This is a genomic window from Pseudoalteromonas sp. MMG013, from assembly GCF_018100885.1.
Taxonomy (GTDB): Bacteria; Pseudomonadota; Gammaproteobacteria; order Enterobacterales; family Alteromonadaceae; genus Pseudoalteromonas; species Pseudoalteromonas aurantia.
Window position 1 is genome coordinate 18,621 of record NZ_JAGJEE010000001.1, and the last position, 21,317, is coordinate 39,937.

Genomic DNA, 21,317 nt, shown 5'->3' on the forward strand with positions numbered 1-21,317 from the left:
TTGATGTAATAGTAGTCGCGATAGTCGCTTCTGAAACTCCGAGAGCCACGTTTTGTTGTGTTATTGAGAAGTAAGTTAGCATCAGACAAAGCGTTATTAGGCTCTAGTTCATAATTATAATTTAAAATCCGAGTTCCAGGTTATATCTATCGTTAATCGTGGTGTCGTTTTTCATGTTCATTTTTATGTATACCGGCTTGTTTTTTTCTACCCCAATAATATGTTGATCATTTTCTCCATTATATGATGGAAAAGAGTGGATAAGCTCTTCATTGTGGTTATATATATAAATATCGTAATCACTTGTTGCACTATATTGCTTTTCATGGATAACTTTGAAATCTAAAGCTGTTTTTGAAGGAATGAGTTTAAACACATCATTATAATCTTGCGCCGTTGTTTTTTGACCTGATACAACGCCTGCTCGGATCTCTTGTGCTGAATTTATATCATTATTCGGTTCTACTTCAGGTTGTTTACTGTTTCCACCGCCATCAATTGGCCCATCACCAGGTGGTGTTTCATCTCCAGGGATTGTTTGAATGCCATCTTCAAGCCCAGTTTCACTTTCTTGGCGATTAACTGTGAAAGACACTTTGAAATAATATGATTGATTTGGCGCACCTTCAAAGGTATAAAATGGATCCTCAACAGTTATTTTCTGACTGTATGTAGAAGTGGAGTTGGCATTAATCCCCGCGGTCTCTGATTGAAATATATTGTAGTAGCTTGCATTTTCGACAGCCTTCCAAGTTATATTTATTAAATTTGCATTATTAGGATCGAGCGCAAGCTTCAATGATGTTGGGATCCGGTTAATACTGGCAATATTTCGCTTTAAAAAGCCTATTTGAACAGGTGCCACACCCTCAAATTTATATTTTGATGAAATTTGGCTGCTTGAAGACTTTTTGACATTTGCTTCAGCACTAAACAGGTCGGTCTCAAACCCTGCTCCTAGTGTAATTTCTTTAGCATATTCATCATAAAACGAAATACCATATTTTATTTTTGCGCTGTATACCCCGTAGGAAAATTCATTTGCTGCGACGGTATCACTGCCACCAGATAAAATTGCATGTACAGGGTTTTTAAGTTTGGTTAATGTAATATCTGACAGGGATATTGTGTAGTTGATGGTTTTAACTTTGGCGTTATTACTTCCTGCACCAAGGGTAAATGAGAACCCAGGGATCACTTTTAATGATGTATCGGCATCTTTGTAGGAAGCATCTTTTTCGTCTAGTTCAAAACGGTAGCTGATCTCTTCAAAAGAATTCAGAGTCATTTGTTGATCTGCAATATCCTAGCTACCATGTAACGCACCATCTTGTAGAAAAGATCCTACTTCATATGCACTTAATCCTACTCTTAAGTTAAATTCCGGAGTGTTATTGGCAACTTGGAGTAATTTAGTGTCAAAATCAGCACGTGCATCCGAGAAGCTAATCGTCCTTCTTGGATCAATAGTTGGTTTACTCGCGGTGCTACCTTCGTCACTGTCTCCACATCCAGATATTAAAAAGAGTGGTGTGAGAAATATTGCGCTATAGCTGTAAGTTTTTGCGTGAATGATCGATACCATTATTACTCCTTATTAAATCAATCATGGCATTTAAGTTACCTTCAAAAATAAATGAACCTTATTGTATGTGTTGAACTTAACATTAATCTATTTTTAATCTTGATTTCACACCATTTACTTTTTGCTATCAATTTTAACGGGGTTTATAATTTTATCTTGAAATGAGTCGTTTTCAATATGGTATACTTCGCGCGTTTTTTATATCGATAGGTGCAATTATGGCAAATACGGCGCATGCATTACATATTCTAGTGAAGCACAAAGAGCTTGCTGAAGACATTATTAAACAACTTAAAAAGGGTGCAAAGTTTCAAGTTCTCGCGAAGAAGCACTCAACATGCCCATCGGGCAAAAAAGGTGGAGATTTAGGTGAATTTAAGCGTGGTCAAATGGTGCCACAGTTCGATAAAGTTGCATTTGGCGCTGAGATCTTAGAACCCCACCTAGTTAAAACACGTTTTGGTTGGCATGTGATCAAGGTACTCTATCGTACATGATTTGTGTTTGTTAGAAGGTAGTGCTTGCTGACCTTCTAACAAATTTCTCTTTAAGTGGCTAACACTGGTTGGCCATTATTACGGCTTACATATCACAGCTTAAAATTTTCATGGCTTTGCTCGCCGCTAACACACATCCTCGTGCTTCATCACTGGCTTCTTTACATTGCTTTGTCATATCTGCGGTACTGGGTGCTTTATCCCCTAATACTTTTTTTGCATGTGCAACGACTTTGGCACATTCACCGACCGGAACCGGTGCTGCGTCAGAGCAAGCTGAAAGTGTAAAAAGCGTACTCAGTACAAGAGCTATTCGTAATATCATCATGGTTCCTTGTTTAATTATGAGTTTTATCACCTTAAGGAAAGTAGGTTTTATGAGACTTAGCAAATAATTACTGCTGTTTGCATTCATTAAAAGTGGTTTCATGGTGAATTAGAATCTATTTATGAGTATTCCAACCGTAGGTAAAAACCCGTATAATTCGCGCCCTGTAATTTTATTTGATAACGCGGCGTCGGTGAACTGGCGATGTGGGAAGCCTGCAATGACTCAAAAAGAAACACCTGAAATCACTAAACTACATAAACGCCTCAGAAAGAATGTTGGTAATGCGGTTGTAGATTACAACATGATAGAAGAAAATGACGTAGTCATGGCGTGTATTAGTGGCGGTAAAGATTCATTTGCTATGCTGGATATACTTTTGAGTCTGCAAAAAGTTGCGCCGATCAAATTTGATGTTGTAGCGGTTAATCTTGATCAAAAGCAGCCTGGCTTTCCCGAGCACATTTTACCAGAATACTTTGAAAGTCTTGATATTCCTTATTACATTGTTGATAAAGACACCTATTCGGTTGTAAAGCAAAAGGTGCCTGAAGGCAAAACGACATGTGGACTTTGCTCTCGTTTAAGACGAGGTACTTTATATTCGTTTGCGGAAAAAATTGGTGCAACTAAAATCGCGCTGGGTCACCATCTAGATGATATTGTTGAAACCATGTTTCTAAATATGTTTCACGGTGCTCGACTAAAAGCAATGCCGCCAAAATTGCGTTCAGATGATGGCCGAAATGTGGTGATCAGACCATTGACCTATTGTCGCGAAGATGATTTGATTAAATACGCAGAGTATAAACAATTCCCAATTATTCCTTGTAATCTGTGTGGTTCACAAGAAAACTTACAGCGACAGAATATTAAAGCCATGTTGGTTGATTGGGATACTAAAACCCCCGGGCGCGTCGAGAGTATTTTTAAATCAATACAAAATGTAAGTCCAAGCCAACTGGCGGATAGAGACTTATTTGATTTTATTAACTTACCAATCGATCGAGCAGCGCAAAAAGCGGAATATGAATTTGCTGAAGCAACCGTCTCGTCTTCAAATATTGATGAGTCTTTATTTATAGATATCACAAATATTTAATGCGTGCTGATAGCACGTTCGTTAACGAGCCACCGGAATATTTCAGTGGCTTTTTATTGGCTGCAAGCGAATATTTATCAATGCGTTAAATAGCTTTTTCTTGTCTGAATTGCTTAAATAATCCACGGTTAAAGCGTTTATAAATCCAGTCTCTTGATCTGCAGTGAAGGGTTGTCCATGCTTTAGGCAGTATGCAATTTGTGTATTGATCTTACTCCCTAATTCAATCAATTGGGGACGAATAATTGTGTTTAGATCTCTCGGCTTATGACTTGTTTTGTTACTGAGTAGATCGGCTCGATATCGGTATTGAACTGCTTTTGCTGCAGAGATTTGTGCAATAAAAAATGCTTTGACACTCTCTTTATCTAACCCAATTTTGGCCGCTGAGTTACTACTTGCGGTAATGACAATGTTCTCGCGCGCGATATCTTCTATGGCTAAATGGTTATTGGCTTTATATAGCGCGATATCTTGCATATAACTGAGTCGTTTATTGATCGTATTGAAAGTTTCAGTCGTGCAAGATATTGACCATGCGGGAAGGGACATTACGACCATAAGCAATACAATGAATTTGAGCATAGTTACCTTATTTGATTTAAGTATATTTGCAGGGCATGCCAAAAACGCATCAGCAATAAATGGGTAATTAAAGCACACTTTATTGTATTGTATCAACGCGATAATGTTGTTCTCACGTGTGAAATATACGTTAGTAGCAGCAGAAGGTTTTATGTGGTGCGAACCTGAATAACTGTTTTTATAGAGGGAGTGTATGTCTGTTAGACACGATGACTGTACTGTTTGGTTTGGTGGCAGCAATTTGGATAGAAAAGGTGTTTACATTACAGGTCGCTTTTATCCAGATTATGACCACAGTAAACAGTTTTACAGCGCGTTAGGAGTCACTGGGAGCCCAACAGAAAAGCGAACACCTCGAATGAGTAATTATCCACTGGCGGTACTTTTTGCCTATTTGGTGGCTATATCGCAAGTGTTGGGATCATGGTAGCAATTTTATCTGGAGGGTTTATTGTGCTACATGGTATTGGAGCAGGGTATTGGAACAAAGGTTGCGGGTTACTTCCCAATGGATGCAGACCCTTGTACTAAATCACCAACCTTAATCTGTAAGATTAACTTAGGGTTGGGTGCGTTATGTTACTTAGCCTACTGATAGCACCAATTTTAATGTTACTTTCTTCCTATGATGATGTTACCTCAGTCGTGTTTCGTACTTTTTCATTCATTTTTGTCACCGTTACCTGTGTGGTTAAGTGTATTTTCTGTATTTTAGGGGTGGGAAGAGAAAGTGTTTTTGCACAAGCGGAAGTACCTTCAGAACAGATAAGAATAGCATTGCAGCGAAAGTGTTATATACGGTAAGCTTCTCTTATATGAAAGCAAAATATGAATAGGGCAGCTGAATTAAGTGTTCCACATCATATCGTAATAAAAATGGTTCAGTTAATTAAAAGAGACATTGAGCATGAGACTTCACCCATATGATACGTTGTCACTAGATAATGGTGGACAAATTATTTTTACTCCCTGCCCAGGCACGAAAGACGCAACGCTGCAAGAGTCGGTCGAAATATTGAAATCAGCGGGCGCAAATGCGTTGATATCGGTAATGTATGATAAAGAATTAACGCGTTATGGCGCGCAGACATTATCTCAAGTGTGCATGACACAAGGCATTGAATGGTATCAACTCCCCATCAGCGATGAGGCACCACCAACGGATGCTTTTTCAACTGCATGGGCAGATTATGTACCAAAGATTATTTCACTACTTAATGATCAGGGTGTTGTCGTCGTGCATTGTAAAGGAGGATCAGGCCGCACAGGCTTAGTAGTAGCACTGTTAATGCATGCGCTAGGGTATGACAAGTTATCTGCAAAAAATGCTGTCCAACGCCTACGACCTAAAGCGTTGTGCCATCCAGAGCAGTTGCGTTTTTTCAATGACTTTATGATTTAAAAACTGCAATGATACGCTTTAAGTTAGCTTGGTGTAAGTTAACGTATTTAATAGCCAAATATGCGTGAAGCCTATTTGGCTATTGGCTTATGAAAGATCCTTACTTGAAAAGGGCTGGTGGTGCACCAAACTTCAATAAGTTTGGAAAGATATTTTCAAGTGTGTTTTGGTCTATGCCTAGCCATTGGCCGAAACTGGCGGCGTATTGATCTACCGACAGTGTTGGAATTAAACGGCCATTGCCCGCATCTAATGAATGGTTTAATTTGGCCTCGGGAATATCACCGAATATCGTCCCACCTTGTACAGCCCCTCCCATCACAAAGTGATGAGAGCCCCAGCCATGGTCAGTGCCATCTCCATTAATTGCCAAAGTGCGACCAAAATCGGATGCTGTAAATAGGGTAACTTTATCAGAGAGTCCAAGACTTTGCATTGCAGAATCAAACGCGACGAGTGCGCCATCTAAGGCTGATTGCAACTTAGGCAGCGATTGTGCTTGCCCAGAGTGTGTGTCAAACCCACCCATAGCAACAACAAAAACTTGCCGCTTTTCTTGAAGTTGATCTCGAATCGCAATGGTTTTACTCACGGTTTCTAGTTGTTTGGCGACGGACGTTGCAGGGAATGTTGGCAGTGCAACAGAGACCTCAGACAAAGCCGCATTAAACTGATCATTGGCACTATAGGCTTGGTTGATTTGCGTTGACATATCTTGTTCAACCAAATTGTTAGTTTGGTGTCCAAGCGCGCTAAAGTGCTTTTGTAATGCGTTTGGTTCATCGAACATATCCAAAACATCTATAGTTGCCGCTTGACCGTCATGAACATGATACGGTGTTGTGTTACTCCCAGTGATGAGTAACTCGGCGCTTGAGGTTGTTATGGCAGAAAATGTGCTAGGGCTTTGTTGTCCTTGTTCTATTAAAGCATCATTAAGCATGCCAGCCCAACCGAATTGAGCCCCCTCCGTTTGGCCTGACATCCAAGTTGATTGCTGGTCGTTATGGGAAAACAGCCTTGATGGTAACTTTGCTGTTTCTGATCGAATACTCGCAGCGGTGGTTGGTTCAAGCAAAGGGCCCACATTACCTACCAGAGATACTTTTCCTTGTTGGTATAATTGTGCAATTCCGCTGAGCTCTGGGGGCAAGGCAAATTGACGCGATCCGAATCGAGCAGGGGTATCAATGGGTAATAAGTTAGCCTGTGAGCGTTTATTGGTATATTGAGATAATAATGTATTTCTAATATTTGACCATTGCGTATAGCTTGCTTGATCATATGGGATCACGGTGTCGTGGTTATCCATGCCACCGTATAGAAAAACACATACAAGGGCTTTATAGTCATCGTTGTTTGTCGTAGGGGTATTTGCAATCGCTTGTGCAAGATTCAAAAATGGTGCTGCTGCCATAGAAGCACTGCCCGCTTTTAGAAATGATCGTCTGTTCATGAGAGAGTCCCCTATTTTTGCACTAAATAATCAGGTGTTGTCATAACGAGCAGTACAGCAACTCGTACACGCATTAGGTAACCGTCATCTTCATCGTTGGGTATTGTGCCAACAATACGCTTAATTGCCGTGAGAGTGGTACTTGAAAGTTGATTGGCAGTGAGTAATAAGTTTAGTCGGGCAAGCAGGGCATCAACATCTTGTGCGATTGCTAGTTCTTCTTCATAGGTAACGAGAAAGCTTTTCCGAATATCTTCGACGGTGATTGGCACGCTGGGGTGGTCAAATTCTTCGAGGATATCTTCTACATCTGCTTCTTGTGGTTCCCCTGATATATAGTGGGTCATAAAATTAACATAGCCAGGAATGGTGGTGGCATTGGTAATTTGTAGTTCAGGTGCAACTAACCCCTTTTTTGCTGTGATCGAGCCAGGTGCGGTATACCCAGGACGAAAGAAGTTAAACACACTGGATGAGCGATATGGGTGTTGCCCGAGTGCATTTGGTGCACTGGTGTCCCACAGCATGGTTTGATACTGAGGGGTAATATTTTGTGCATTAAAAGCTCTTGCCCACTGTGTAAAACGAAGTATGGGTTCTCTTATTTTTCCTGCGGTAGTGATAGCAGGCTCGCGAGCTTCATTATCAAATAAAATAGCGGCCACAGTTGCACTGAGATCCCCCCGTTTACCTGTACCTACTTGTGACCCATCCGGCAGTGTAAATAGACCACTGGTAAACGCGGCAACGGTACGTGAAATATAGGCATTACTAGGGTTAGAACTCACCAGTCGTTGGATGAGCTGTCTAGTAACAAAGGGAGGTAAATTTGGGTGTGTGAAAATGTGATCCAATGCCATACTGATAGACGCTTCAGCATCAATACCAGCTGGAATAGTAAGCCCTAAGAATACCTTTTCTTGGTCTGAATGGGCTTCGGGGTTAATTGCCATTGGGCGGGTGAAAATATTATTGCTAACGGTATCTTTATCAGTCTCATTATAATCTAACCCGGTCATAACCTTTGCTAGGCCGGTGATGTCTTTGTTTGAATATAACTCCACGGGGACGTTGTTTTCGTTTTTGTTTATTGAGCCATCGCTGTTGAGTTTAACCACACCTAAAGTGAACAGCTGTAATAATTCTCTGGCATAGTTTTCGTCGGGGACTCTGCCAGTATCGGGGTCCGTTTTTTCATTACCCAAATAAGTTAGATAGTGACCCATGGCAGGAGAATAGGTTATTGCTTCTAGTAAGGTTCGGTAATTACCAAAAGCATTGTTGATCAGTATATCTTGATAGGCAGCCACGGCAGTGGGTTGATCGGTTAAGGTTTCTCCGCCCCCGTTAGAGACCACCAAGATTTCAGATAATGCAAAAGCCACTCTTTGGCGCAGTTGGTCCTTGCCTGAGATACTATTTTTCCAAAATGCGAAGGTGGTTGATTCGATGAAAAACAAATCAAACTCATCGTTGTGGTTTACACTTTTTGGCGCATAGCTAACCACAGTTGGCATGATGTTGCTTGTGGGTATACTGAGTTGGTTTTTAAACCACTTGGATGCACTGCTGTGCGTGAGTGTTTTAATATCTTGCGCAGTTGCCCCAAAAGTTGATTGCTGTAAAAAACGGGATGTTTTTTCCGCTGAAGAAAAGGTCCGGTCAGCATGTGTATTTTGGTCGTTATTCACGGGAGGAAAGGGAGTTGGAGTGAATGCTGATAGTGTTGACTGAGGCTGGCTTACAACGGAATGTGCATTGTAATCCAGTGAGACATCTGAGCCAGAAGCACCGCCGCAAGCAAGAATTAAACTTATGACAGTACTAAGGGTGAGGTGTCGAAACGTTATATTAATTTTCATTATTAAATTGCCCCTAACTAAACATAGCTTCAGTATATAGAAGAAATTTAACACTATGTTTTACATTTCACAGTACCAAATCATACAAAGTTGTATGGTTTATTGTTGTGATAATAAGGGTAATTCAATATTAAATACAGCGCCTTTTTGATGCTCAAGCAATTGGATTTCGCCGCGGTGCACTTTACAAATGGCTTTAACAATGCTCAATCCTAAACCATTGCCTGGTTTCGAACGGCTAATATCGGCGCGATAGAATTTATCAAACACATGGGATCTATCCTGTACTGAAATACCTGGGCCATTGTCACCTACTTGCAATAATGCACCGTCAATATGGTTTTGCAGTCTGATCCAAACCTGTGCATCCTGGCTGCTATATTCCAATGCATTTTCTAATAAATTACATACTAATTGATTGATAAGGTCTTCATCTGCAAGACAAAATACGTCATCTACAATGGAGATCTCAAGGTTGCGGCCAGTATCAATAAAGACCGGTTCATAGCTTTGGGCTAAATCAAGAATTGTTGATGATAAGTTGAGTTCTACAAAGCCATTTTTATGCTTTCCAGATTCAATGGCATTGAGGCGAACTAAATTATTGAAAGTGGCAATAACCGTGTGTAAATCTGATGATGCTTTATCTAAATGAGTCTCAAGCATATCGGGGCTGGTGATATCCTGCTGCATACATTGGAGTCTATTTGCCACGCGTGTTAACGGCGTCTTTAAGTCATGTGCAATACCAACAGACATGGTTTTCATGGTGGTGTGAAGATCTGAAATGTCATCTAACATGGCATTTAAAGAAATGACTAACGCATTTAATTCATCAGGTGTTTGGTCACCGTCAATGCGTTCTGAATCGGGAGATTCAGCGACCTTTGAAAGCGCGTTTTTTATACGAACAATACGTACGGCATATTGCTGTGTTATAGAAAATATGATGAATAGTATCGGTAACCAGCTGAGTGCAGTGAACCATATATTGATACTTATGAGCGTATTTCGAGTATCTATATAATGATGCGTCAGTGGTTGAAGTATGGCTAGGCTATAACGTTCATCAAGCGTAAAGTGTATGTATAATGCGCTTATAGGCTCATCAAGTGTTGAATCATACTTTTGCCATACAGCTTCATCAACAGGGGTTATTGTTAACTCAGTGCTACCTAGCAGCAAAGTATTCTTGTCGTAAAGTGAAAATAGTAACCCTTCTTCATCTAGTCGTTCATCGCTCTCATGCTTATGCCAAATTGGGCGGTGGGATAGCTCATATTCATCGAGTAAAGCGTTTAAGCCGTCCTCGTTGTAGAGGTGAGTCACTTCGCTTTGCATTTCTATAAACTCGTCTGTTTGCTGCGTTTTTACTTGTTGCAATAGGAGATAGCTGATCGCAATGAGCATGCTACAAACGAGCACCCACGCAGTGAGTGTTATTTTCAGTACTTTGCCAACCCAGTGGTAGTTTTTCATATGTGTCATGGTCAATCAGATATTATGTAGCCACTGCCGCGCACTGTTTTAATGAGCTCAGTAGTAAAAGGTTTGTCTATTTTATTGCGTAGTCTACTTACATGGGTTTGTACGAGACTGGTTTTGGGGTCAAAACTGAACCCCCACACTTGTTCAAGTAGCATGGTTTTTGTGACTAACTGCTTAGGATTGAGCATGAGGTACTCTAAAATTTGATATTCTTTGGGCATTAAGTCAATGTGTGTATCCGCACGCTTTACTTGTCTGGTGGTACGCTCTAACGTTAGGTCAGCAACGACTAATTCAAGTGCCTTAGGTGTCAACGGTTGACGGCGAGTAAGGGCTTTTAAGCGTGCGTAAAGCTCAGAAAATGCGAATGGTTTCACAAGGTAATCATCTGCGCCAGCATTTAGCCCGGCGACTCGGTCTGATGTTTCACTGAGCGCCGTCAGCATAATAATAGGCGTCACTATTTTACTCTGCCTAAGAATACGTACCGCATCCAAACCATCCATACTCGGTAGCAAACGATCAAAAATAATTACGTCGAATGGGTGTGTAGATGCACTCAGCAAAGCCTGTTCGGCATTATCACAGAGAGTGGCTGAATCGCCACTTTGTTCTAATCCGCGTGCGATAAATTGGGCGGTGTCTAAGTCATCTTCAACAATTAATACTTTCATTCAATATACCAGTGTCAGTCTAACGGCAACGTCTATGACTAAAGCATATCGTAAATTAGCGTAAGGATCAGATACAATTTTGTAAGAAAAGCGTGCCACATATACAGTGGCACGAGAAAATAAGATGATTAAAACTGAGTGTCATTTATGAGCCAGTGGGCTTTTGTAGCCATCGGGTTTTAAGGCCAATACATCACAATCGAGACTATCAATAACATGTTCTGCGGTGTTTCCTACCAGCGCAGCACTTAATCCAGTGCGCCCAACGGTACCGATAACGACAAGTTCTGAGCCTTTCTCACTGGCAACGTAGGGAATAACATCTTCTGGTAACCCTTCTTTAACTTCGCATTCTGAACGCGCAATATTGAATGAATCGGCTAAGGAAAATGTCTCATCTTCATGATGCTTTTTAACTGCTTCATTGTATTGCGAAGGGTTGAATTCAGGGATCTCTATTGCAATATTGACAGGCGTAGCGGGGTAGGTGTTAACGAGGCTCAGTTGGGCATTGGCAAGTTGGCAAATAAATTGTGCATCACTAATAATGCGTTTATTCAATGCTTGATGTTGTTCGTTATCACTGACGGCATTAACAGCCGCTAATATATGGCCTTCTTCTGGCCATTCATGATCTTTTACAAGCAGCACAGGACTTGGACATTTTCGTATTAAATGCCAGTCAGTTGGCGTGAAAATAACCGATTTTAAAGTGTCGTGTTGGTGGGTGCTTTTTATCACTATATCGTACCCGTCATCAATCACGGTGTTAATAATGGCTTCATAAGGGCGGTTATGCCACAACACTAAGCTATGTACATCAATATTTTCAATACTAGAGAGTAAATCATTGATCCACGCTTCTCTGTCTTTGATGACGGCGGCACGCATTGCTTCACGTTCATCTTTTGAGAGCATTGTGGTCATTTCATATGAGAAATCATATATCGACAAGAAGGCGGTGATCTGTGCCCCTGTTTTTTTTGCTAATGAAAGAGCACGTTGCAAACTATTTTGCTGTGCTTTGGTTGGATCGATAACGGCAAGAATGCGTTTTATTTTATCCATTATGAACTCCTTAACATACTTTATCAGCTAAACCAGTTACATTAAGTGTAACTGATTTAGCGTAAGGTGAAAGTCGTTATTGAGAATTCATTGCCCTAGATCAAACCGCTATCGCTGCTGTTTTAGCTAATTCAGGGATATTTAAGATGGTAATAAACTTACCTTCAACTTTAATGAGATTGGCTTTTTGGAAGCGGCTCAATAAACGGCTTATTGTTTCAACCGTAAGCCCTAAATAGTTACCAATTTCTCCTCGAGTCATGGTAAAGCGGAATTCTTTACGTGAAAAGCCTCGCTCACCAAACCGGTTTGACAAATTATATATAAACGTAGCGAGTCGTTCTTCAGCTGTTTTTTTGTTCAGCAGTAATAACATTTCTTGATCATAGTTAATTTCGTTACTCATTAAGCGCATGATCTGCTGGCGCAATTTAGGTAGCTTGCCGGCGAGCTCGTCCAGTGTATCAAATGGGATCTCACACACCATTGACGTTTCCAGTGCTTGTGCAAAGCTCTGATGCTGCATTTTGTTGATGGCATCAAATCCGACTAAATCACCCGCTAGGTGGAAGCCGGTTATTTGTTCATCACCTTGTTCTGATAGTGTATAAGATTTAAACGACCCAGAGCGTACGGCAAAGATGGAGTTAAGTTTCGCACCCGACTCGAATAAGTAGTCGCCTTTATGTAATGGTTTCTTACGTTCGATAATTTCATCTAGTTTATCCATTTCACTGCCATTTAAGGTAAATGGTAAACATAGTTGGCTGATACTACAGTCATTACAACTGATGGTGCATTGACTTTTCGAACGTTGTTGATTATTTAAATCCATAATAAATCCATTAAAATATGACGCTGAGACTAGGTTAATGTACTAATCTATCGGATGCAATGATTAGTAGATAGATTCCATACCAGATAAAAATACTACCTAGCGCCCACCTAATAAGCGTGTGGTTTAAAAAGCGGCTAAGCTGTTGTGCCGATTGTCCAACAATGAGCATCGAAGGCAAAGTACCCAGTGCAAAGCTCAACATAATAGCACTGCCGTACCACGGAGTAGGGGCTTGTAATGTCCATGTGAGTGCTGAATATACCAGTCCACAAGGTAGCCAACCCCATAGCATGCCGTAGAGTAAAGTTTTAGAGTATGTATTAATAGGGAGTAAATGTTTGTTCAGTTTCACCAAGTGTTGCCAAAGAACGGTTTTTCCAGCTTGCTCTAGCCACTTTAATGAACTGGCAAGGCGCATAACATAAAGCCCAACCAATATCATGAATACGCCACTGAATATCTTTAAACTTAGAGCAAATTCGGTGTTTTGTTTTGCAAATGAGTTCCCCAATGACGCCACTAACGCACCGGCTACCATATAACTTGTCGCTCGGCCTAAGTTGTAAGTAAGCCCGACGCGAATAGGTTTGAGTGTTGAATTAGCCATTTGTAGGCTTGAAGCAATACCACCGCACATCACAATACAGTGGCCACTGCCAACTAATCCCATAATAAACGCACCAAATAAACTAATCTCTGTCATTGGCATTTTGATGCTGTTCTTTGTCATCTTCAAACAAAATGCTGTGACCTTGTTTATTTAAGTCAGAAAATTGTTCACTTTTAACTGCCCAAAAGAAGATACCAATGGCAATAATGACAAATAAAATAGCGATGGGAATTAAAATGTAAATGATGCTCATAGCTTTAATAACCTCAATGAATTACCTATCACAATAATTGAGCTGGCCGACATACCGATGACCGCGACCCATGGTGGGACCATACCAAGAGCAGCCAGTGGCAAGATTGAACCGTTATATAACAAGGAAATGGTCAAATTTTGCTTCACGATACGACGGGTTTGCAGTGCAATTTTTTGCAACTGCAAAATGGCATTTAGGTCACTCTTTAACAATACCACATCGGCGGTATTTTTTGATATGTCTGCGCCGGTTTCCATCGCGATAGAAAGGTGAGCACTGTTAAACACTGGGCTATCGTTGACGCCATCGCCCACCATAGCAACGATTTCGCCCTGTTTAGACCACGCTTCAACAGCATGTTGTTTGTCTTTTGGAGAGCAACTGCTTTGTTGTGAGTCAAGTTTAAGCGCTGTTGTTAGCTTTGCACCTGCATCGGAGCTGTCGCCTGTTAATAAGTGGCAGCTTAAACCGTTATTCTGCAATTGTGTTATTACGTCGTGGGCATTTTTTCTGACTTTGTCATTGAAATAAAAGTCCGCGATTGCATGTTCATCTATGTATAAAGTTGCTTGTGCATTAGAGCGCTGCTGTTGGTGCCAGCCACTTTTTCCTATTGCCAGTGTTTGCTCGCCCAATGACGCGCTGATCCCTTTCCCGGTATGTACTTCAATATTTTTGAGATCATGATGGGTGTTTAAGTGCTCATTGAATGCGGCTGCAATAGGGTGTTCTGAGTACTTTTCTAAGCTGGCGGCTAAGGAAAGTACCTCGTTTTGGCTATAAGCATTATTGTGTAATACCACTTTATCTATCGAAAAATGCCCTTCAGTTAAGGTGCCTGTTTTGTCAAAGGCAACCCGAGTGAGTTTTGTGAGTGTTTCTAGCACATGGGCTTCTTTTATTAATACACCTTTTTTGGTTAGCGTGGCGACAGCACAGGTTAATGCGGTCGGTATTGCTAAGCTCAGTGCACACGGGCAGGTTGCTACTAAGACTGAAATAGTGATCCAGAATGCTTGTTCAGGGGAAACGGGATACCAGCCAATCGCTGTGATAGAGGCAAATATTAATAGGCAAGCGACGAACCATTGTGCCACTTTGTCTGTTACTTCAACCAGCTTTGGGCGCTTAGACAGTGCAGAGTGTTGCAATTTAATAATTTGATTAAGTAGGGTGTTTTGCCCCACTTTATTAATTTTTATGCTAACGACGCCATCGTGATTCACTGTACCGGCAAACACTTGTTGACCAAGGTACTTTTTCACAGGTAAATGCTCACCGGTCATCATTGATTCATCAACGGTGGTGGTGCCAGCGGTGATGATTCCGTCAGCGGCAATGGTTTCGCCGGCTTTGATTAATACTTGGTCATTCAATTTTAGATTTTTTGCAGCGACTACAGACTCGTCACCTTTTTCATCCAGCTTTCGGGCTGTGAGCGGCAAGAGTTTTTGTAAGTTAGCAGTAAACTCACTGGCTTTTAAGCGCGCTCTAAATTCGAGATATTTACCCAATAAAAGTAAGAAGGTAAACATACAAATAGACTCGAAATACACTTCACCCACTTCCATAACAGTGGCGTAGCAACTTGCGGCATAGGCACCAAAAATGGCCAACGAAACGGGCAAATCCATGTTGAGTTGTTTGGCTTTGAGGCCTTTAATCGCATTGGTTAAAAAGGGCAGTGCGGAGTAAAGAATAACCGGAGAGGCCAAGATCAGGCTGATCCAGCGAAAGTACTGTTCGAAGTCTTCTTCCATGCCTGAAAACATGCCAAAGTACATCGCAAATGCAAACATCATGACTTGCATCGTCATTAAGCCTGCTACGCCTAAACGACGAATGTAGGCTTTGGCCGTCGCTTGTTTTTGGCTTGCTTCTTCATCTGCTTGGAATGGGTAGGCTTTATAGCCGATATGTATTAATGCTTGAATAATATCACTGAGTAAAGTTTGTTCTTTATCCCACAAGATCATGGCGCGATGAGTTGATGTATTTACATCGACGCGGTTGACGCCTTTTAGTGCCAATAACTGCTTTTCTATCAACCATGCGCATGCCGCACAGCTAATGCCCTCTACACTCAATAATACTTCTGACAATTTACCACTATCAGAGACAAAATCAGATTGAATATCTTGATTGTCGTAGCTTTTTATCAGTGAGAGTTGTTCTGGAATTAACTCATCAACTTTACCGGCACTTTCAGTACGAAATTTGTAATAGTCACTCATACCTTGAGCAACGATGGTTTCAGCAACAGCTTGACAGCCAATGCAACACACTGGGTGTTGCTGGCTATCAAATAGCACCGTTTCATTAAACCCTTTTGGGACAGGCTCTAAGCAATGGAAACACGCTTTTGACATGGTGACTACTTATATTCTGGTGATATTTTTATGATTGTGTCGCTAGGTAGTTGTAAGTTTTCTTTCAGTTTCCAACTGCCATCCATAGGCTCAAGAAAAACCGTATAGGCCCCTTGTTCAATTGAATCTAATACGGCGGTAAATTCGCCATTGGCATTGGCGAGTAAGTTGGTACTGAAATCGTATTTTTTGATTGTGCGGTGATAAAACGATGCTTTTAATGCATTTACCTTGCTGGCATCACCTTTGGTAAAATGAAACTTGATGGTGTCAGCTGTGACTTCTAAATCTCCGTGTAAATAGAGCGCTTTTGCTTTGTCGAATTTGGTAAGCTCAAGGTTAATTGCTTTCCCTTTTTTGTAGTAGTCATCAACGACCATATCTGGGCCATTACCAACAGCAAAAACCACTAACCCAATACAGGCAATGATGGTAACAACAGGAAAGAACATTAAAAACCAAGGCCAAAAGTTTTTATACCACGGGGTAGGATTCATAACGACTCAAAGACTTAAAAAGTGTGCAGGTATTTTATCTCATTTGCGGTGAAAAACCTAAAAAAAAGCCTCCAAATGGAGGCTTTTTTGATCTCGATTAATTCGTTATAATTTATTGATTATTTTGCGATAAGCTATAAACATAAGCGGTTAATAAGTGAACTTTATCTTCACCTAAGATCTCTTTCCATGCTGGCATTACACCGGCACGACCATGGTTAAGCGTTTCTTCAACTGCGCGCTTAGAGCCACCATATAACCAAACATTGTCTGTGAGGTTAGGCGCACCAAATGGCAGGTTATGGGCAACAGAGCCTTTACCGTCCATACCGTGACAGGCTGCACACATTGCGAACTTAGCTTTACCTGCATCAGCGTCTTTTTGGTTTACTTTACGACCTGAAAGGCTCAGCACGAATGCAGTCATTTCTTCAACGCCTTGTTCACCAAGTGCATCTTTCCAACCCGGCATTGCTGCAACACGACCGTTAAGCAGTGTTTCTTTGATTTGGTCCGGCTTGCCGCCGTATAACCAATCATTGTCGGTTAGATTAGGAAAGCCCATTCCACCGCGAGCATCAGAACCGTGACATTGTGCACAGTTTTGTGCAAACAAACGCTGGCCAATCTCAAGTGCTTTTTCGTCTTTAGCCAATGTTACAACATCTTGCTTTGCAAATGCTTCAAAGATAGGACCAAAACGCTCTTGTGCATATTCAACTTCTTTGTCTAGCTGCACCCAATGGCCATTCTCTTGAGCGGCTAAAACTGCCGCCTTAGATTCTTCCATTGATTTAACGCCCTGGTTTGAGCTAGTCCAATTAAGCCAACCTGCGAAATTACCAAGACCAGGGTAGGCTGCAAGGTAATAAACAGACCAAACAAAGGTTGCGAAGAACATGTAGGTCCACCATTTAGGGAGTGGGTTGTTCAGTTCTTCAATACCATCAAACTCGTGACCACAGCTTTCACCTTCTTCAACACCTGCATAGTTTTTCAGGTTCCAAAGTAGTAGGCCTAAGATCAGAGCAAGACACGCAAGGGTTAATACAATTACCCAAATACTCCAAAAGCTAGTCATTTTTCAGACTCCTTTTCCTCGTTAGAGATTGTGCTGTCGTGCTTTTTCTCGTCTTCGAAAATCGCATTTGCTGCGCTGTCGAATCGATTTTTTGAGCGTTTACTGTATGCCCAGCCAACAATCACAATAAATAGTACCAAAATTATCAGAGTCAAAATGCCTCTGTATGTGCCGTAATCCATAATAATTACTTCAAATGTGTGCCAAGTTGCTGAAGGTATGCAATTAGGGCTTGCATTTCGGTTGCACCAGTGCCGTTATTCATAGAATCGACTTTAGCGATTTGAGCTAATAGCTCATTATCATCGCCGTAACCTTTTCCATCATACTTGGGTGATGCTTTATCAATACCAAAATTGTCACGGAAGATCTGCAGCTTCTTAAGGGTAAGAGAGGTATCTACCTTTGTGCTGTCTAACCATGGATAACCTGGCATATTTGATTCTGGAACTACTGAACGAGGATCCATCAAATGGGCATAATGCCAATCATCAGAATAGCGTTCGCCAACACGTGCTAAGTCAGGACCAGTACGCTTAGAGCCCCACTGGAATGGGTGATCCCATACTGATTCACCAGCAACTGAGTAGTGACCATAACGTTCAACTTCATCACGAAACGGGCGGATCATTTGCGAGTGACAGTTATAACACCCTTCACGCACATAAATATCACGACCTTCCATTTCTAATGCAGTTAATGGGCGTAAGCCATCAACAGGTTTCGTTGTGTCTTCTTGGAACATAAGTGGCGTAATTTCTACCAGTGCACCAAAGCTGATCGCAAAAACAGTCAGTATGGCCATTAGGCCGACGTTCTTTTCTACGATTTCATGTTTGTTGGCTGAATTTTTATTGCTCATATTCTACACCCCTTAAGCCATTTTTGTGTGTGCATCAGTAGCAAGGGTGCCACTTTTAGCACTCACTGTGCGGAACACGTTGTATGCCATAACCAGCATACCAATTACGATGAATACACCGCCAAGGAATCGCATTATGTAGAACGGTTTAGACGCTTCAAGTGATTGTACAAAGCTATACATCAATGTACCGTCAGCATTTACCGCACGCCACATAAGGCCTTGCATTACACCTGAGATCCACATTGCAACTATGTATAAAACAACACCAACAGTGTGTAGCCAGAAGTGGGTGTTAACAAGCTTAACGCTGAACATGTTACCGTGACCAAATAGTGCAGGGATCAAGTGATAAATAGCACCGATAGAGATCATAGCAACCCAACCGAGGGCACCTGAATGTACGTGACCAACAGTCCAATCAGTGTAGTGAGATAATGCGTTCACTGATTTAATTGCCATCATTGGACCTTCAAACGTCGACATACCGTAAAACGATAGAGAGACAACTAAGAAGCGCAATACCGGATCGGTACGAAGTTTATGCCATGCCCCAGAAAGCGTCATAATACCGTTGATCATTCCGCCCCATGAAGGCACGAATAAGATAACAGACATTACCATTCCTAAAGACTGCGTCCAGTCTGGAAGCGCGGTGTAATGAAGGTGGTGAGGGCCAGCCCAAATGTAAAGAGAAACCAATGCCCAGAAGTGAACAACTGACAAACGGTAAGAATAGACAGGACGGCCAGCTTGCTTTGGTACGAAGTAGTACATCATACCTAGGAAACCAGCAGTTAATAAGAAGCCTACCGCGTTATGACCATACCACCACTGCACCATGGCATCGACGGCGCCGGCATAAATTGAGTATGATTTAGTTAACGATACAGGCACAGCCATACTGTTCACGATGTGAAGTACAGCAACCGTAATAATGAAACCAGCGTAGAACCAGTTAGCTACGTAGATATGAGACACTTTACGCTTGATCAATGTACCAAAGAAAACAACCGCATAAGTGATCCAAACAACCGCAATTGCGATATCAATTGGCCACTCTAGCTCAGCATATTCTTTTGACGATGTAATACCAAGAGGAAGCGTAATAGCTGCCGAGACAATGATTGCTTGCCAACCCCAAAAGGTAAACGAAGCGAGTTTGTCGGAGAAAAGTCGCGTTTGACATGTACGTTGCACAACATAATAAGACGTTGCGAAAAGTGCACTAGTACCAAATGCGAATATGACTGCGTTCGTGTGTAACGGACGAAGTCGTGAGTATGTTAACCATGGTGTATCAAAGTTCAATGCTGGCCAAGCGAGTTGGGCAGCAATTAGAACACCAACACCCATGCCAACGATGCCCCAAATCACTGTCATGATAGCGAATTGGCGTACAACTTTATAATTGTACTCAGTTTGTGATGCTACTGTCTGGCTCATTTTCTGGATTCCGCTGCAATTAATGCGATTAGAAATGAATTACCTGCATAAACAGGCCCTGCTTTATATTTCAACAAGCTTGATTCAAAATAAAATTGCTTGACAATTACATTTCAAACCAACCTGAGAAACCCTTATTTTTGCAAGGAAATAATAATTTTTTTGCAAAAAAAAAGATACCTCAAACGCATAAAATTATGACATCAATCAAATTTTGCCCCATTCTTTGTTCAGTTATTCATCATTGTAGCGCAATAATAAAATCTGCATTACTATGCATCAGTTTTTATCGTCTAAATTAGGATAAATAATGCTCAAATTGTGGTTTTGCGTACTTGCCGTGTTGAGTTTTGTGAGCGCATGCTCTGACCCTACAGCTATTATACATGAAAGTTCAGAAAAAAGTGAAAGCTTAAGTAAAATAGAAAATTGTATAAGACAATCGCCTTGCTTACAGAGCAATGGAGTACGACTTTGGTATTCATCAACAGTGATAAAAGGTGAAGAAGAGATTGGCGTGACTCTAGTGCTACCGCAAAGCAATACTGTTGACTCTGCTTTTTTAGCTGGGGAAGACATGAACATGGGCTATATTCCTGTTTTCTTTGAACAGCAAGAGCATGGTGTGTTTCATGCAACAACCATGGTCGGGCTATGCACTACGCAGTTGATGCAGTGGAAGCTGACCATTAAAATAGTCGATAATAAGAAACAGGAACAGTCATTGGCTTTTCCTTTATATGTGATTTTGTAGTCGTAAGAGAGAGAAAATGAATAAGGGCCATGTAATAGAGCATATTAAATTTGCGTTAGAGGCAAAATTGGCACAAGCAAAACAGGCGGCCGACAGTGCACATCAAGATGCAACCCATGAGCAAAGTGCTGCCGAGACCCAGTATGACTCGTTAAGCATTGAGTCTGGCTATTTAGCCCATGGTCAAAGTGAGCGGGTGAATGATATTTATAAATCTATTGCCCTTTTTACCCATAGCTTTAACCAAGACACTGAAATACGGGCTAAAGAGGGTAGCCTTGTTCAGCTTATTGATATGAATAACGTTATGCACTGGTTTTATTTAGGCCCATCCGAAGGCGGGTTAAAAGTGACCGTTCAGCAACAAGATATATTAGTTATTACACATGCTTCACCAATAGGGCAGGCGTTATTCATGAAACAACTCGGCGATGAGGTTGTATTAACGGTAGGCGAGTGCACCCAGTATTTTGAAGTAGAGGCTATTTTATAGTCATTTAAGTGTAAAGTTTATGAATTGTTGGCCGATATTTGAGATATAACCCGTTATTAGGCAC

General features: G+C 41.3%; 24 protein-coding genes. 6 read left to right on the forward strand and 18 right to left on the reverse strand.

Going from position 1 to position 21,317, the window contains the following annotated elements:
• Positions 1 to 121 precede the first annotated feature (121 nt).
• Together J8L98_RS00070 and J8L98_RS00075 are read right to left on the reverse strand one after the other, a co-directional pair.
• Positions 122 to 1,288 (reverse strand): hypothetical protein, encoded by a 1,167-nt coding sequence (locus J8L98_RS00070; RefSeq protein WP_210994732.1) that lies wholly within the window; start codon positions 1,286 to 1,288, stop codon positions 122 to 124.
• 18 nt (positions 1,289 to 1,306) lie between these two features.
• Positions 1,307 to 1,585 carry a hypothetical protein gene (locus tag J8L98_RS00075; protein WP_210994733.1) on the reverse strand — a complete coding sequence of 93 codons (279 nt, stop codon included), beginning with the start codon at positions 1,583 to 1,585 and terminating at the stop codon, positions 1,307 to 1,309.
• A 218-nt stretch (positions 1,586 to 1,803) separates the two neighbouring features.
• Here J8L98_RS00075 and ppiC point away from each other — a divergent pair, with 218 nt between their 5' ends.
• A complete protein-coding gene (gene ppiC, locus J8L98_RS00080; protein WP_210994734.1) occupies positions 1,804 to 2,082 on the forward strand; it encodes a peptidylprolyl isomerase PpiC in 279 nt (92 codons plus the stop codon).
• An 85-nt stretch (positions 2,083 to 2,167) separates the two neighbouring features.
• Here ppiC and J8L98_RS00085 read toward each other — a convergent pair whose 3' ends face one another.
• Complete coding sequence (locus tag J8L98_RS00085; protein WP_192507806.1) at positions 2,168 to 2,410, reverse strand: hypothetical protein; 243 nt, start codon at positions 2,408 to 2,410, stop codon at positions 2,168 to 2,170.
• 220 nt (positions 2,411 to 2,630) lie between these two features.
• Between J8L98_RS00085 and ttcA the strand changes: the two genes are divergently transcribed.
• Positions 2,631 to 3,512 (forward strand): tRNA 2-thiocytidine(32) synthetase TtcA, encoded by an 882-nt coding sequence (gene ttcA / locus J8L98_RS00090; RefSeq protein WP_192508560.1) that lies wholly within the window; start codon positions 2,631 to 2,633, stop codon positions 3,510 to 3,512.
• A 42-nt stretch (positions 3,513 to 3,554) separates the two neighbouring features.
• Here the strand turns inward: ttcA and J8L98_RS00095 are convergent, their stop codons facing one another.
• Complete coding sequence (locus J8L98_RS00095; RefSeq protein WP_210994735.1) at positions 3,555 to 4,097, reverse strand: chorismate mutase; 543 nt, start codon at positions 4,095 to 4,097, stop codon at positions 3,555 to 3,557.
• 193 nt (positions 4,098 to 4,290) lie between these two features.
• On the opposite strand from J8L98_RS00095, the gene J8L98_RS00100 reads away from it, so the two are divergent.
• Positions 4,291 to 4,527 (forward strand): hypothetical protein, encoded by a 237-nt coding sequence (locus J8L98_RS00100; protein ID WP_210994736.1) that lies wholly within the window; start codon positions 4,291 to 4,293, stop codon positions 4,525 to 4,527.
• Between the two features lie 477 nt (positions 4,528 to 5,004).
• Positions 5,005 to 5,499, forward strand: a complete 495-nt coding sequence (locus J8L98_RS00105) for a tyrosine-protein phosphatase (protein ID WP_210994737.1) — start codon at positions 5,005 to 5,007, stop codon at positions 5,497 to 5,499.
• Positions 5,500 to 5,599: 100 nt separating this feature from the next.
• Here J8L98_RS00105 and J8L98_RS00110 read toward each other — a convergent pair whose 3' ends face one another.
• The 14 genes from J8L98_RS00110 to ccoN form a co-directional block, all read right to left on the reverse strand.
• Positions 5,600 to 6,955 carry a DUF1501 domain-containing protein gene (locus tag J8L98_RS00110; protein ID WP_210994738.1) on the reverse strand — a complete coding sequence of 452 codons (1,356 nt, stop codon included), beginning with the start codon at positions 6,953 to 6,955 and terminating at the stop codon, positions 5,600 to 5,602.
• An 11-nt stretch (positions 6,956 to 6,966) separates the two neighbouring features.
• Entirely contained in the window at positions 6,967 to 8,817 is a 1,851-nt protein-coding gene (locus J8L98_RS00115; RefSeq protein ID WP_210994739.1) for a DUF1800 family protein, read from the reverse strand.
• Between the two features lie 99 nt (positions 8,818 to 8,916).
• Complete coding sequence (locus J8L98_RS00120; RefSeq protein ID WP_210994740.1) at positions 8,917 to 10,296, reverse strand: HAMP domain-containing sensor histidine kinase; 1,380 nt, start codon at positions 10,294 to 10,296, stop codon at positions 8,917 to 8,919.
• A gap of 11 nt (positions 10,297 to 10,307) precedes the next feature.
• Positions 10,308 to 10,979 carry a response regulator transcription factor gene (locus tag J8L98_RS00125; protein ID WP_210994741.1) on the reverse strand — a complete coding sequence of 224 codons (672 nt, stop codon included), beginning with the start codon at positions 10,977 to 10,979 and terminating at the stop codon, positions 10,308 to 10,310.
• 141 nt (positions 10,980 to 11,120) lie between these two features.
• Positions 11,121 to 12,047: a universal stress protein UspE gene (gene uspE / locus J8L98_RS00130; protein ID WP_192507798.1), complete on the reverse strand. Its 927-nt coding sequence runs from the start codon at positions 12,045 to 12,047 to the stop codon at positions 11,121 to 11,123.
• 100 nt (positions 12,048 to 12,147) lie between these two features.
• Positions 12,148 to 12,882, reverse strand: a complete 735-nt coding sequence (locus J8L98_RS00135) for an FNR family transcription factor (protein WP_210994742.1) — start codon at positions 12,880 to 12,882, stop codon at positions 12,148 to 12,150.
• A 34-nt stretch (positions 12,883 to 12,916) separates the two neighbouring features.
• Entirely contained in the window at positions 12,917 to 13,588 is a 672-nt protein-coding gene (locus J8L98_RS00140; RefSeq protein ID WP_210994743.1) for a sulfite exporter TauE/SafE family protein, read from the reverse strand.
• On the reverse strand, positions 13,575 to 13,748 hold the full coding sequence (gene ccoS, locus J8L98_RS00145) for a cbb3-type cytochrome oxidase assembly protein CcoS (protein ID WP_192507796.1): 174 nt from the start codon (positions 13,746 to 13,748) through the stop codon (positions 13,575 to 13,577). The genes J8L98_RS00140 and ccoS overlap by 14 nt, the downstream gene beginning before the upstream one ends.
• Positions 13,745 to 16,120, reverse strand: coding sequence for a heavy metal translocating P-type ATPase (locus J8L98_RS00150; protein WP_210994744.1), 2,376 nt, complete (start codon positions 16,118 to 16,120; stop codon positions 13,745 to 13,747). Before J8L98_RS00150 ends, ccoS begins: the two co-directional genes overlap by 4 nt.
• A gap of 5 nt (positions 16,121 to 16,125) precedes the next feature.
• The gene (locus J8L98_RS00155) at positions 16,126 to 16,617 is read right to left on the reverse strand and encodes a FixH family protein (protein ID WP_210994745.1); all 492 of its coding nucleotides are present in this window, start codon (positions 16,615 to 16,617) and stop codon (positions 16,126 to 16,128) included.
• Between the two features lie 112 nt (positions 16,618 to 16,729).
• Entirely contained in the window at positions 16,730 to 17,698 is a 969-nt protein-coding gene (gene ccoP / locus J8L98_RS00160; protein WP_210994746.1) for a cytochrome-c oxidase, cbb3-type subunit III, read from the reverse strand.
• Positions 17,695 to 17,880 carry a CcoQ/FixQ family Cbb3-type cytochrome c oxidase assembly chaperone gene (locus J8L98_RS00165; protein WP_010362722.1) on the reverse strand — a complete coding sequence of 62 codons (186 nt, stop codon included), beginning with the start codon at positions 17,878 to 17,880 and terminating at the stop codon, positions 17,695 to 17,697. The genes ccoP and J8L98_RS00165 overlap by 4 nt, the downstream gene beginning before the upstream one ends.
• Before the next feature lie 5 nt (positions 17,881 to 17,885).
• A complete protein-coding gene (gene ccoO / locus J8L98_RS00170; RefSeq protein ID WP_210994747.1) occupies positions 17,886 to 18,560 on the reverse strand; it encodes a cytochrome-c oxidase, cbb3-type subunit II in 675 nt (224 codons plus the stop codon).
• A gap of 12 nt (positions 18,561 to 18,572) precedes the next feature.
• The gene (gene ccoN, locus J8L98_RS00175; protein ID WP_192507791.1) at positions 18,573 to 20,006 is read right to left on the reverse strand and encodes a cytochrome-c oxidase, cbb3-type subunit I; all 1,434 of its coding nucleotides are present in this window, start codon (positions 20,004 to 20,006) and stop codon (positions 18,573 to 18,575) included.
• A gap of 310 nt (positions 20,007 to 20,316) precedes the next feature.
• On the opposite strand from ccoN, the gene J8L98_RS00180 reads away from it, so the two are divergent.
• Positions 20,317 to 20,760 (forward strand): hypothetical protein, encoded by a 444-nt coding sequence (locus tag J8L98_RS00180; protein ID WP_210994748.1) that lies wholly within the window; start codon positions 20,317 to 20,319, stop codon positions 20,758 to 20,760.
• A gap of 16 nt (positions 20,761 to 20,776) precedes the next feature.
• On the forward strand, positions 20,777 to 21,253 hold the full coding sequence (locus tag J8L98_RS00185) for a GreA/GreB family elongation factor (protein ID WP_210994749.1): 477 nt from the start codon (positions 20,777 to 20,779) through the stop codon (positions 21,251 to 21,253).
• Positions 21,254 to 21,317: the final 64 nt, after the last annotated feature.